This window comes from Streptomyces sp. NPDC007084 (assembly GCF_040703595.1).
Lineage (GTDB): Bacteria > Actinomycetota > Actinomycetes > Streptomycetales > Streptomycetaceae > Streptomyces.
Map to the genome: position 1 here is coordinate 168746 of NZ_JBEYFY010000003.1, position 14045 is coordinate 182790.

General features: G+C 69.3%; 6 protein-coding genes and 1 pseudogene. 3 read left to right on the forward strand and 4 right to left on the reverse strand.

Annotated features, from left to right (window positions below; all coding sequences use genetic code 11):
* Window positions 1–1654 precede the first annotated feature (1654 nt).
* The gene (locus AB0912_RS04315) at window positions 1655–2035 is read left to right on the forward strand and encodes a hypothetical protein (protein WP_366696409.1); all 381 of its coding nucleotides are present in this window, start codon (window positions 1655–1657) and stop codon (window positions 2033–2035) included.
* Between the two features lie 225 nt (window positions 2036–2260).
* Window positions 2261–3044: pseudogene (locus tag AB0912_RS04320) on the forward strand (IS5 family transposase); the annotation flags it as partial.
* A gap of 1080 nt (window positions 3045–4124) precedes the next feature.
* Here AB0912_RS04320 and AB0912_RS04325 read toward each other — a convergent pair.
* Genes AB0912_RS04325 through AB0912_RS04340 form a run of 4 tightly spaced genes read right to left on the reverse strand, consistent with a single transcriptional unit; the run spans window position 4125 to window position 13101 of the window.
* Entirely contained in the window at window positions 4125–6863 is a 2739-nt protein-coding gene (locus AB0912_RS04325; protein WP_366696410.1) for a DUF3962 domain-containing protein, read from the reverse strand.
* Window positions 6864–6894: 31 nt separating this feature from the next.
* Window positions 6895–10404 (reverse strand): hypothetical protein, encoded by a 3510-nt coding sequence (locus tag AB0912_RS04330; protein ID WP_366696411.1) that lies wholly within the window; start codon window positions 10402–10404, stop codon window positions 6895–6897.
* Window positions 10397–11542: a hypothetical protein gene (locus AB0912_RS04335; protein ID WP_366696412.1), complete on the reverse strand. Its 1146-nt coding sequence runs from the start codon at window positions 11540–11542 to the stop codon at window positions 10397–10399. The genes AB0912_RS04330 and AB0912_RS04335 overlap by 8 nt, the downstream gene beginning before the upstream one ends.
* Window positions 11539–13101, reverse strand: coding sequence for a PD-(D/E)XK nuclease family protein (locus AB0912_RS04340; RefSeq protein WP_366696413.1), 1563 nt, complete (start codon window positions 13099–13101; stop codon window positions 11539–11541). Before AB0912_RS04340 ends, AB0912_RS04335 begins: the two co-directional genes overlap by 4 nt.
* A 39-nt stretch (window positions 13102–13140) precedes the next feature.
* Between AB0912_RS04340 and AB0912_RS04345 the strand changes: the two genes are divergently transcribed.
* Window positions 13141–14043 carry a serine/threonine-protein kinase gene (locus AB0912_RS04345; protein WP_366696414.1) on the forward strand — a complete coding sequence of 301 codons (903 nt, stop codon included), beginning with the start codon at window positions 13141–13143 and terminating at the stop codon, window positions 14041–14043.
* Window positions 14044–14045: the final 2 nt, after the last annotated feature.

Below are 14045 nucleotides of genomic sequence, written 5' to 3' on the forward strand. Positions count from 1 at the left end.
GAGCCGCCGTGGGCGCGGCGGCTCCGGGTCGTCGTCGGAGACGGAGATCCCCACGCCGTGGCCCCCCTCATGAGGGTGGGCAACTCCGCCGGTTACCGGCATCGGTCGGTTTCCGTCTGTCGGTCTCTCTCCCCCCGAGCCAAGTCCCCCAACCACGTAGGTACTGTGCGCACTGCGCGCGCTACGTGCGGCGACTTGTCGCACGCAGCAGCATGCTCGGACGAAGCGTTCCCTACAGGCGCGTCTCGCCTAACGACCTCGTGCGTGGTTGGCGGCCGGGCCTCACGGAGGCATGGTTGGGCCATGGCAAGCATGGCCCGCGTGTACGGCGCCGCCACGGCGGCGAGCCGTCAGAGCGGGGACCCACCACTAGCTGATCTTCGCAGCCCGAGTCTGGTGCAGGTCACACACCGATTCACCCCACAGCAGCCTCATTGCTCCTCCTACTTGCAGCACTCGACCTGCCGCACGCGCTGATCGAGGTCTTTTCCGCCTGCGGTCCGGCGGTTGCCAGGCCGCGCGGCGAGTGTGCGTGGTCAGGCACGCCTGCGGAACCAGCCGCGTCCTCTCTCCGGCTCGTTGTCGTTGTCTGGTGCCGGCGGCGGCGCGGAATCGCGGTGCCCCTGCGCACGAGCCGCATTCACCGCCTTCTTCACCGCCCGCGCCTGGGCATGTTGTCCCACACTGTCGTAGAGGTCGGGAGGGGTGTCGAGCATTTCCAGAGTTGCGGGATCGTCGGGCCGCAGCACCCGGGCACGGACCCTGATCTGGCCTACCGCCCAAGAGACAGACGCCATCCGCGCCCTGGCGCGGGCAGCCCGGGACTGCGGGCCACAGAACGGTTCACCTTCCCGGGTGAGCCTGCATACGGCGCGACAACAGATCCGTCTGTGGCACGGGCGGCAGGTCCAACTCGTCGACACCGCGCACCGGCCGCCACGTCTTCTTGGCCCGCGACGGATGCCCGGCCTCGACGGCCGGGTACTCGGCCTGCGGGCAGGACTGCCGCTGGCCGGCATGGGAGACTCTGGTATCAGCGCATTCATAACTCCACGCTTATCGGATCATGCGGGACTGCTGATTGTTCGATCTCTGAACCCACGGCATTCTGAGATCGCTTTTGACGAACGGGGGCGTTTTGGGCAGGAGCGTGCCCGCCGGCCGTCGCGTCCGGCCCATGCCGGCAGTTCTTCACCGAAGGCGGCGGCGCCTCGGATATCGGGGGGTGAGGCTAAGGAAGCGAGTACCTGCAACGGGGGGGGATGCCTGCAACGACTACAGGTTAGGTACAGGGGACGCCATGAGATCAGTCGTGATCAGTCCTGAGGACAGCAACTGCGGCTCCGGCTCCGACGCCGGTGGCGTCGTTGACCGCGTGTGACGACGGCGAGAGCGCGGACGACAAGGGCACGGACGGCGTCCACCGGATCGAACAGATCCGGAAGGGCGGTCGCGAGGAGGGGACCCCTGCCCTCTTGTCCGCAGTGCGGATGCAGGCGGATGCAGGCAGCCATTTCCGGCGATAGCCGACTGCCGAAGGACTGGCACGGTCGTGGATCCGATGTCCACCAGGGCACGGAGGCGGTGAAGTACCGCGGCCCCGATGCCGAGAGGCGGCCCCGATGCCGAGACGGGGTGCGCTGGGCTGGCGGCCATGGCGATGAGGACGCTGGAGAATCAGACTCGGGAGGAACTGCAGGCGGGCAGTGAGGGCCGGTCCATGTTCATCAAGCTGTATTCCTTCGACTTCTCCGAGAACGCGAAGGCGACGGCCAAAGCCATCGCGACCACCGAGCGGAAAGAAGCAAGCGGCCCAGGCCGATTGAAGGCCACCACTGCCGCACAGTACACAGACGCCTGCTCCGAAGAGCTCGGACTCGACGCGTACAGCACCATGGCGGTCATGCGCACCGGAGCAGTCGTGATCACAGTGTGGGGCATAGATCTCAAGAGCAGCGAAGACATACAGTCCGTTGCCAAGAGCCGGGTTGAGCACGTCCTGAAAATCGCTGCGGGGCACAACCCCGACGCCTGAAAAACCGCGCTCCGCGCCGGGAACCGGACTCCGAACGGCGACTTCAGCACCTCCCAGAGCAGACCGTCGCGACAAGCGAACCATCTGCGCACCACCATGGACACAGCAGACCGAAAGGAACATGCCGTGAGGCGAGTGAACACGGGGATCAGCGCGGCACTCACGGTTCTAGGTTCTGTCCGGCGGATCATGTGACTTTCTGGCCGGTCGCTCGTTGGTTCGGTCATGAGTCGGGGGGATCTGACGCATCGCGAGTGGTCGTTCCTGGAGCCGCATCTGCCTCCCCTGGGTGGCCGGGGCGGCCGGTGGAACGACCACCGCACCGTGATCAACGGGATCCTGTTCCGGATCCGGACCGGTGTCCCGTGGCGTGACGTGCCGGAACGCTACGGCTCATGGAAAACCGTCTACGAACGGCATCGGCGCTGGTCGGCGGACGGCACTTGGGAAGGGATCCTGCAGTCGGTCCAGGCCGATGCAGACCTGGCGGGGCGGATCGACTGGTCGATGGTCGGCGTCGGCTCGACGTCCTGCCGGGCCCATCAGCACGCGGCCGGCGCACGCAAGGCCAGGCCGCGGGTCCCGAAAAAGGTCGACGCCCCGGCACCACCGCCGAGACGAGGGACTTGGACGGTCCCGGGGCGGCCTGACCTGCAAAATTCACCTCGCCGGCGAAGGCGGCTGCCGCCCCACGGCTCTCCTGCTTACGCCGGGCCAGTGGGGCGATGCCCCGCAGATGGTCGAGGTCCTGGACCGGATCCGGGTCCCCCGGCCGCTGGGCGGACGACCCCGAACCCGGCCGGATCACGTCAGCGGCGACAAGGCGTACAGCTCCCGCCGAAACCGCCGCGACCTGCGAAGACGCCACATCCGGCACACGGTCCCGGAGCCGAAGGACCAGCGGGCCAACCGGCGGCGCAGAGGCAGAGAGGGCGGCAGGCCCGCCGGCTTCGACCGCGACCGCTACCGGCGCCGCAACGAGGTCGAGCGGACCATCAACCGGCTCAAGACCCTTCCGGCGAACGCCCTCGTCCACACGTACTGGCGCTGCATCAACAAGTACAACAACATCCGGTATGCGATAGCGGACAACCTCGACACTGGCAGCGGTCACAGGGCGGGGTTCATCTACAGCGGCTACGTGAAGACTTGAGACTGGACTCTCTGACCGATCCGGACGGGACGTCCGGCGACGGCGAGCTGACGTCCCTGTCGCCCTCCCCGCCGCAGACGCGACAGCACTCGCGGGCAACGAGGCCAAGCAGACCGGCAGCATCGAGAACGGCTTCGACGATGGCGCCTGGTACCGCATTCCGAACGGTGCCGAGCACCTTGCCGGAGTGCAGTGGCTGAGTACCGGCGAGAGGGGCTAGCGGTTCCAATACATCGTGCCGGACCTGCCCGCACCGGCCTCCGACAAGGGCTGACCTCCGCACGCGGAGGCGAACCATCATCAGCAGTTTGGGAACGAGGGGAAGTCACTTCATGGCTCGATGCAAGGCATGCCCTGAAAGGAAGGGCCAGTGCCGCCCGTGCAAGGGCACGGGGAAAGTGTATGCATGGTCAGGTCCATGCAAGTGCGACAAATGCGGAGGCGAGGGTGTCTGCTGCGGATGCAACGGCTCGGGCTACACATCCGACTGGTAGGCCGAGCCAGACGGATGTGTCGAGCCTGCCCGGCCAACAGGCACGACCGACCCTCGGTACACGCACCAAGGGCCGCACCCTGTGCGGTACGGCCCCGCCCCGTACGCCTGCCGCAAGCAGCTCCTCGGCAAAAGCGCCTCCTGCGCGCCGACCTCACCCAACTCACCGCACGCTACGCGAAAGCCGCCGAGCAACTCGTCCACGCCAAGGCAGCGGTCCGCCTCGCCCGCGTCGGCCCCATGGTCCGTCTCGCGACGACTGGCAGAGCGTCACGGCGGACGCCCAGTGATCCCAGCAAGGAGTGCACCAGACGCCGTCCCAGTGGTCAGGTTCAGGCTTCGGCGCTCACACGAGGGAAGCATTGATCCTTATCAGCGTCGATCGTTTGGGACGCCCCATTCAGGCGGCGCCTCGCTCAGGAAGCGGATGACATACTCCCCGCTTACTTCGTTCCGGCCACCGGAAGCACGTACTCACCGGCGAGACGCGCCAAGTGCAGCGGGAGAGGCCGGGCAAGCGGCGGGTAGTCGTCGTGGTAACGCAGCTGGTGCGCGAGCGTCGCCCACTCCGCCGGCCGGTCGGGCGAGTCACCCGCACGCCCCGAGTCCGTCAGTGCCTTCTCCGACAGACAGCCGAGCACGGTGATCTCCAGTTGCCCGGGGTTCCAGGCGGTCTTCCCGGGCGCTGTCCGGCCCTGCGCCGTGGGCACCAGCTTCATGAGCCCCTTCGGTAGTTTCGCCACCGTGTGCGGCTTCGAGGCCGTACTCGCGAAGACACGGCTCTCCGTATCCGCCGTCCCCCACACACCCTCGGCGAAGCCGACCCCGTCCTCGGTGTCGTGGGCGTACCACTCCGCCACTTCACCCCGGGCGTTGGCGTCCCGTACGAGCAGCACCCGCAGGTCGTGGCCGTAGAGCGTGTGCCGCTGGGCGGGTTCGGCCCCGAAGCCGAGCGTGTCGCGGTCCAGTGCACCGTTGCGCAGGCCAGGCCAGCACTGGCGCAGATTGCCGGCGTCCGCCAGCAGCAGCGTCGGGCGGTCGCGGAGCTGGAAGAGCAGTGCCCGGATCTGCCGCTCGGTCTCCCGCTGCCTGTCCTGCTCCACGCCCGGGCGCGCAGCGGACCGGGATCCTCCCGGGGCTGCCGAGTCATCAACGAGCTTCCCCGTGTCGATCTCCTTCCCGCCGCCCGCCGCCGGTTCCCGTACCTGGGAGAGCAGCAGCAACAGCTTCGGATACGGCACCCATTCGGCTCGTTCTGCGTCCCACCCCTCGATGACGCCCGGTCCGTCCCCGGGGCGCAGCCGCACCGCCACCAGCCGGTGGACGGGGCATCGCGTGGGCCCCTTCCTGGTGTGGCGTACGAGCCAGAGCGCCGCATATTGAAGGTCGCCCGGAATGCCTGCTCCCACCCGATGGGCGGGCGGGCTGATCGCGCCCAGCTGCCGGAAGGCGTCCAGCCAGGTCCACCTGACCCGGTGTTCCAGAGCGCTGTCGGTGTCGTCGGGCGAGTTCACGAACTGGGTCAGCCGTCCCTGCCGTGCCCAGGCGATGCGCAGCGCGTGCTTGGGGTCGGAGTCCGGGACGGCGGCGAAGCGCTCCTTGCCGGCGATCTCCGTGATCACGACTCCGGCCCCGCCGAGGAGCGGGTCCGCCCGATCCGCCACGAGCCCGCAGCGCCCTTCGACGGCCTCGGCCAGCCGGACGGCCCTGAGGCGCCCGCGGGCTCGGGTGGTCGGCAGGGCGTCGGCCAAAGGTCCCGCGGGCCGGGCCCGGACGCGGATGTCGACCCCCTCGGACTGCCACTGCCAGGTCTCCCCGTCGGCCGAGGGCACTTGCTGCCCGGCGGGAAGACCAATGAGCTTGGGCAGCTCGGCGAGCAGCGCCGCACGGGTTTCCGGGGACTGCCAGAAGACGTCGATCTCCAGGAGGCGGCCGTTCAGTGCGCGTGTCAGCGCCGCCCGCCGTTGCAGAGCCAGCTGGGCGTCGCGGACGCCCGGGACCCGTCCGGCGCCGGAACGGGGCAGCAGGGAGGGTGTGTTGCTCCGGGAGACGCGCGTGAGGTCGGGGACCCGGATCAGCAGGGGGCGCAGCCCTTCCTCGACCCAGGCGTCCAGATCCGCCCGCTCCCGTGGCATCAGCCCGGGTCCGACCTCGTGCGGGCCGATCGACGGGTGGTAGACAATGCCGGCGGCCACGTCCCCGGAACCGTTGATCCAGCGTTCGGGGTCGGAGAAGAGCGCTTCGGGTCGGGGGTAGTTGCGCACGATGTCCAGCTCGGGCACGAGCGGTGCGGGGCTGTGTCGGCGCCAGGCCAGTTCCTTCGACCGCCGGTCGTAGCCCAGCGTGTTCACCATCAGCCGGTGGCCCCGGTCCGGCCCTTCCGGCCAGGGCAGTGGTGCGTCGAGCAGGACGGTCGTACCGCCGAGCTGGTGGGGGCGTACGTCCAGTTGGGTGGCCCACCGGCGTACGTGGGTGGACACATGGACGCGGAAACGCGGGGCGAACGGCACGGTGTGGACGGTGATGGTGAGGCAAGCGGAGTAGTACCAGGTCTGCCCGCGGCGCTCGTAGCGCTGAGGCGGCCAGGAGACGAGTCGCGCGCCGTCACCCGAGCTCTCGACTCGGAAGTGGAGTGTGCTGCCGCCCGTGCGGAACGTCCGGGCGGCCAGCCGGAAGGCGATCCACTCGGGCAGCAGGCTGTAGAGCCGCGCGGCGGGTTCGGCGGTTCCGCCCGCCGAGAGCACGCTCTCGGCAAGGTCGACCGGTTCCGTCTCCCAGTGGGGCAGACGTACCGTCTCGGCCGGATCCTCGGAGCGGAGCCTCTCCTCGAGATCGGCTCCCTCCGAGTCTTCCTCCCGGTGCATGGCCGCCGCCCACGCTCCTACCACCGGGGCCAGCACGTCCGGCGGGACGGCTTCCCGCGCGTAGAGCCACGGCAGACGGCCATCCGTCCCGGCGTTGCGGCCGGTCGCGATGACGCCTGGCGCCATCGCCTGCAGCAGGGAGTTGAGCCTGCGCACGGGGAGCCGGTGGGGGCGCACGGAGTTCTTGTCCGCCTCGGCATGCATCCCGGTGAGCTCGGCGTGCAGGTCCTCGCCGAGCCGCAGCACTTTCATCTCCTCCCGCCAGGGTCCCTGGAGCGGGTCGGGTTCGTAGGCCGCGACGCGAATGTGGTGGTACACGGAATTACCTCCTGGGACAGGGGTTCGGCGCTTACGGGTGGGCGGGTACGGCGGCGAGCAGGCGGGTGAGCATGCCTCGCAGTGGCGCGTACAGGGCGCGGACGATGAACTGCTCCTCCGCGGTCGTCGTGCCGCCGTCGAAATACGGGTCCAGGACGGCGAGGACGCTGTGCAGCAGACTGGATTCGGGGGTGTCGGGCCGCGCCGGTACGGCGCCGCGGTTGGGGGCGAAGGCGGCGTCGACGAAGACCACCCGGGCCGGTACGCCACCGCGTACCAGTCGCCCGATCACCTGCCACAACAGGACCAGCATGTCCCACGTGACCTGTTCCCGTACATCGTCGTCGAGACGGCTCCACGCCATGGAACGGGCGAGTACCTGGTACCAGTACGAACGGGCGAGGCGGCGGAACTCTTCGGCTCCTTCCTCGACGGTGGGTTTTCCCTGTACCAGGGTGGCGAAGTCACCGCCGGTGACGGCGCGGACGACCCAGTCGTTGACGGCGTTGACGGCCAGGTGGAGGTCCTCCGGGTGCGGATGGGGCCGTGCCAGGAAGTAGACCGTGCCGATGGCCGCCTCGTCGTCCTCGTTGAGGATGTTGTGGCCACGTTCCAGCGCGAGCAGGGGTGCCACCAGGATGTCCGCCTCGAGGTCCTTCAGGTGCTCGACGTCGCCCCGGCGCAGTGATCGGGCGTGGTAGGCGGACGGTGCCTCGTCCTCCGCGGTGATCTCCTCGTCGTCCGACACCAGGCACAGCACCTTGTTGCGCCAGCGGACGTTGAGGTTGTGCAGTGTGTCGGCCACCACACGTGCCTCGGTATAGCTGCCGACGAGCAGAAGGATCTGGTCGCGCCCTGGAGGAAGAGAGAGCAACTCCTGCTGGAGCGGACCACCTTCAGTGACCTCGTACTCGTCTCCGCCCTCACCTAGATGGCACGCGATGCGGCGCAACTTCTCCGGGCGGTCGTCCGGATGGGTTCCCGACATGCGCAGTTTCTCGTCACCGTCGTCGATGAACTCGAAGCGCATAGAGCTCTCGTTGGCAATGCGTTCGGTCACCTCGGCAGGCGGTTCGATGACCACACCGACCGGAACGCAGACGTGGTAACGGCTGGACGCGCCCGCCCAGCTGCTGCCCGACATGAGCAGCAAGTGGGCACCGGGCCTACCGTCGACGGAGGTGAGATCGGGGATGGCGCGCAGCAGCTCACGCCCGACGCCGCTGCACCGGAAGAAGGTCAGTTCGCCACTGCGGACTCCGCCCTTGTCCTCACCCGGGACCCGGAACTGGAAGCCGAGCACATTGCCCATCGGGGCCTCGGGCACCATCGGGCCGTAGTCGAGCGGCCGACGGTACATCGTGTTGAAGCCCAGGCTGAGGGCGGCCTCGACGCGGGGCCACATGGCGTTGATCATGGCGAGCCGTGGTTCCAGGGCGCTGAGCAATAGTGTGAACTCGAAGCGCTCCGCGAGTTGCTTCCGCCATTCCTCGGGAGTCTTGGGCGGAGGCTTGGGCTTCCTGCGGCGTCCGCGCTTCTTCTCCTGTTCCTCCTCCTCGCGCCGCCACTCGTCGTACGCCTCTTGGTACTTCCGCTGCCGGGCAGCCATGTACTTCGGGTCGATGGCGAAGGCCTCGTCCATGACCTCGGTGAGGCGGCGCCGGGTGTTCTCCGGGTTTCCGGTGTGGAGCAGTTCGTTGAGGAGGGCGGTCAGTCGGCTGAAGTCCTCCTCCGTCCTGCGGTGACGGTCACCGAAGGGGTTGTCCCGGAACGCGTCGAGCAGTTTCCCGAGAGCCTCGCGGGGGGCGTGATGAGGGTGGTCCGGACCGCTGTCGTCGGGGAGTTCGTAGCGTTCGTCGAGGAGCCCCAACTGGAGCGTCCAGGCGCTGAAGTAGCCCGTCCGCACCCACTTGCGCAGCTCGTACCCGGCGACGAGCATCGCGTACAGCCGGTCGGTGGCCGCGCCCGCGGTGTTGAGGGCGGCGGCGAAGGTCTCGACGTCCCGTTCGGAGAGCTGCGTGCGTCCGCTGGCCGCGAGTTCCCGGATCTTGTGCCGGCTCAGCTGGTCGATGAGGCCCTTGTCCTCGTCGCTGGCGAGGACCACGGCGGGTGCGAAAGTCCGGTCGAGCTGCATCTGGACCCGGTCGGCCTCGTCGATGATCACGAGGTCACTACGACGGCAGGCGAGTTCGAGGAAGCGGATGCGCTCGCCGTTCTGAGGGCGGGGCGGCGAGGAGTCGATCAGCCCGGCCGGCGTGGCCACCCAGATCAGAGCGCCGACCAGGGTCCGAGCTCCGTGGTGACGGGGACAGGCGGACCAGTACGGGCAGCTCGTCACCCTCTTCTGCCACGCGGAGTGCCGTCCGTCGCTCGGGGCACGCCGCAGGGCCGAGGGGGGTCGGAGCCGGGAGCAGGGTGCCTCACCGTAGGCTAGTGGTTCGGTCGTCGACGTGGCGCCCTGCCGTTTGACGTTGAGCAGGCAGGACGTGCCGAGGTAGGCGAAGGCGGGGTCGTCGTGGGCGAGCAGTCGGTGCTCGCCCCGGCCCGCCAGCCGACGGTGCAACCGCTGGGCGTGCCGCTCACGGCCCGAGGAGCCGAGCACGGGTGCGGCGGCGCCGTCGGTGTAGAGGTCGTAGAGCCTGACGAGCTTCAGCACCTCCGCGACATCGGTAACGACGATGGTGGTGCGCTTGCCCAGCTTGGCGAGATGGACGGCGATGATGTCACGCAGTGTGCTCTTGCCGGCGCCGACGATGCCGAGCAGGTGCTGGATGCCGTCGACCGTGAAGGCGAAGTCCTCGTCCTTCCTCGCCTTGTGGAAGGTTCCGTTCTCCTTGATGGACAGGTCGAACGACCGTAGCCGCTCCAGCCACCGTGGTGCCCGGCCCTTGCCGGAGCGAGCGTGCTGGGCGTCCATCTCCGCCGCCGTGCGCTCCAGGCTCTCCCTGGTGAAGCTCAAGGGCTCGCCGCGGCCGACCGGTTCCAGGTCCATGTCGTGGGCGACGAGGGGGATGCCGGGGACCGGCGGCAGGTCGACGACGGCCATGGTGCGACTGACGGGGAAGGCGTGCGGGCCCTGACCCGCGACCGGCAGGCGCCTGCCCGCCAGCGGCGGTGCGGCACGCAGCAGTTGTTCGTAGACGGAGAAGCGGTCGCCGGCGACGGAGAGGTCGCGGCGAGCAACGGGTGTCTCGGTGTCCGGTACGTCGTAGGCGCGCACCCTGGGGTCGAACCTCTGGTAGGTGTCCAGCGCCTCGAGCCAGGTACGGCTCCGGCGCAGCGTCCACAGCGAATACCTGGCGATACGCAGGGTCTTCGCCGCATCGGATGGCAGCGGTGCCCGGTGCGCCTCGGCGAACCCGTACCCGCTGAACAGCACCCAGGCGCTGCCCGCGGGGCTGCCCGGCATCATCTTCTGCTGGAGGTACAGGCCGAGTTCGACCTGGCAGAGGGCTTCCAGCGCGGGCTGGGGCACGGAGGACCCCAGAAAGGCTTTGAGCGCGTTGAACACGTCGGTCAAGGGCGGAGTGATGCTACGCATCGTCCTTCTCCTCTCGCCGGGCCTGTCCCAGGTCGGGCACGAGGTCCATGGGGGTGGTGAGCACCAGCCGGTCTCGCAGGAGCGCGGGAAGGGCGTCGGTGAAGGCCTGCCGGTAGCCGTCCCGTCCGGCGAGCGCGTCGGGGACCACGACGAGGGTGCGGTCCGCGAGGGGTGTGTTGTCGGTGAGATGGGCTGCGAGGAGCGCCGGCTGCAGGCGGTCGTACACCTGGATGTCCACGATGCGGGGGCCGGTATCTCTGAGCCGGTAGGAGGGCAGAAGACCGGGCAGGGTCTCGTACGCGACTCCGGCGCGCTCCAGTGCCTCCCGGGCGGCTTCGTCGGTGCGGTGCGGCAGTACGAGGTACCACCGCAGCGAGCGCTGTAGGATCCACGCCTGGTCCGGCTCACGGATGAGCTGCGGAGGGGCGTCGCGCGGGCAGTCCTCCCCCTCGCACCAGACTTCCGCGCCGGTGCCGGACGGTCCGGGTACGGGCACGGCACCGTCCCGGGGCAGCGCGGGGAGCCTGCACCAGGAGCAGTACAGGAAGCCTCCGTCGACGAGCAGGAACTCGGGCAACGGACCGTAGAGGTTCTTGACCCGGCTCCAGACCGCCCTGTTCCAACCCGGTACGAAGCGGTCCTGCTGGTGGACGACCGGGTGACGCGCCAGGAACGCCCTGCACTGCCGGTAGCGCTCCTCCGTTCCACTCCGCGCGTGCAGGTCTCCGAGGAACTCGCGGGCGTGGCCCGCCACGCCTCCGTCCGGTCCGTGCGAGGCCACCTCGAGACACGACCGGGTCGGCATCCGGCCGACCCGGTGCACCAGCGTGGTGCCCGGCGAGACCAGGGAGGAGGGGACCGCGAAGAGTGGGTCGTCGGACGGCCTGGTCCGGCACCATTCCCACAGTTCCGGAAGACTCCTCGGTGGCGCCTCCCCCGCGTTGAGGCAGCGCAGCACCGTGTGATCCAGCGCCCGCTGGGCGAGGCCGGGATAGGGCAGGGTGAAGGAGCGGAGCCCTTGGACCTCGGAGAGAGCCGCCACCATGCGGGCGAGTTCGCCGAAGAGGTCGCTGCCCACGCCCTCGGGCGCCTCGCCGGCGTCCGGCCGATCTGCGCGGGCGGCCGACCCCGCCCTCATGCCGCGGCCTTGCTGACGGACGACGCCGTGCACCAGCGGGCCACTTCGCAGCGCTCGCAGGAGCGTCCGGGCCGGGCCGCGTACTGGTCGTCCCCGTGCCAGTCGGCCACCATCGCCCGCAGTACCTTCTCGGCGGTAACCCGACTGGCCGGGGCGAAGGGATCGATGATCTCCAGGTCGGCGCCGCCGGGGCGCAGCACCTCCAGCTCGACCCGCGCGCGGAACGGATCACCGCCCAGGTCACCGCGGGCGATCAGCACGACGGCCAGGGCCAACTGCGGATAGCGCTCCAGCAGGGGGCGGTCGGACCGCCGATCGGTGACGGAGGTCTTGGTCTCGCGCCACACCCATGACCCGGCATCCCGGTAGAGCAGGTCGGGCGCGGCCAGGACCACCACGTCGGCGGCTGTGTCGTGCCGCACCACCCGGGGCTCGGTCCGCACATCCGTACCGTCCCCGACGTACCGCAGCGGACAGACCGCGGCGTGCCGCCGCAACAGCAGGGTGCCGAGTGCGCGTTCGTGTGCGGGCAGGTCGAATCCCTCCGGTACCCACTCCTCGGGGACCTCGACCGTGCAGGGCCGAGGCGATCCGTGGGCGTGCCGTTCGGCGAGGTAGGCGTGTAGCGCCCGGCCGCGCTCGGCCGTCACCTCGCGTTCGACGGAATCCGCCGTGGGCAGGTGCAGCCGGCGCATATGGTCACGCGCCGGGCAGGCTCGGTAGGCCCGCCCGTTGGTGACCGACCAGGTGCGGCGGGGCCGGTCGTGCGCCTCGATGCCCAGCAGTCCGGGCGCTGTGCGCAGGGCCGGGCACACCGACAGGTAGGGGCATCCGCCACAGGCGGACCCCGGGCGGTATTCCCGTCCATCCAGTACGCCGGCCAGGGCGGCGGGGCCGTGTTCGCGGTACCGGGCGCGCGCCTCTTCCCGGCTTCCCGCGAAGAGTTCCCGCGTACGGCCGTCGAAGAGCGCGAACTCCACGATCCGTACGTGCTCCGGCGGTGGTCCGGGGGCGCCCTCGGCCAGCACCAGGGCGACGGCCGCGGTGAACCCGTCGGGCGGCAGGTCCCGCAGGCGGTGCACGGGCAGACGAAGCTCGCGGTAGGCACCGTCGGGGGAGGCCAGACAGCGGCCCCACACGGTGAGGCGGTACTCCTGGGCGTCGCGCGGGTCGGGACCGGACGGCCGGTAGCGGTACGTCCACGGCTCGGGCACCTCGTGCAGGGGGCGTTCCGGGTCGAGGGGGAAGGCCGCCTCGTACACCTTCACGCCGTGCTCCGACCAGGTCCGCAGACCGTCGTGCAGGGGACCGTTACGTGTCCGGGGCGGGCGGCCGGCAGGCCCCGAACGGATGTCGCAGGCAGCCATGAAGGGGCCCAGAGCGAAGTGCTCCAAGCGCTCACGGCGGCGCGGTACGGGGTCGGTGGTGTGGTAACCGCGGGTCTTGAGAGCGTCAGCGGCGGGGCATCGGAATTCTCCCCCCTTGAACATTCCGGCGGATACCGTGATGACTTCGGAGGTGCGGGTCACCCCGTCGGGAGGCAGCCATGGCTGCGACATTTCATGCTCCATTTCCGTACGGAGGAAAGGTGGATGGCCATGAGGGAGATCGAGGAGATCGGCGATGTGGAGAAGCGCTACGAAGTGCTGGACATGGTCGGCGACGGCGGCCAGGGCGACCTTTTCCTCGGGCGTGACCGCAGCAGCGGGCAGAAGGTGGCGTTGAAGCTTCAGAAGGCCCGGGACCTCGGACCCGAGAGCGATTTCCACTGGGCCGGCGATGAACTCCTCAAAGAGGGATCACGCATGATGATGCTGACGGGAATCCAGGCGATTCCCGAAGTCATCGCCACGGGAACACACCGGCGACGCCGGTGCCTGGTCATGGAATTTGTCGAAGGGCACCAACTACAGAAGGTCCTGTCGGCGGCCCTGCCCGTCAAGGATCCTGGGACCGTTGCGGCCGTCATCGGCCAGCTGTGCGAAATTCTGGCAGAAGTCCACGACCGGAATCTGGTGCACTGCGATCTCAAGCCCGAGAACGTCATCGTGCAGCCGGACGGCCGTCTCCGGCTCATTGACATGGGCCACGCGGTCGTGACGGATCAGGAGACGGAATGCGCACGCGGCACGCGCGGCTGGGCCTCCCCCGAGCAGTCCGACGCGTGCCCGTCAGGTCTGACGCGGCAAGCGGACATCTACGCACTCGGCTGCATCCTGCTGGAGATGACCGTGATGCGGCTGCCCTACGGCGGACAGGACGAGCGGGCGGAAGAGGGCACCCCGGTGCTGCCGGCCGACCGGCTCGCCAAACTACCCCCGGAGTTCGCCTCCCTGGCGCTGTGGATGGTCCAGTGGAAGGCGGCGGAGCGCCCCGCGGATGTCCGTGACGTGTTCGATCGGCTCCGCTGCTACCTACCCCAGCTCGACTCGCAACGGCCATCGAAGCCCCTGCGCCCGGACCCGACCGAGTACTATCGAACGCATCCGCCCCGGCTTTGACG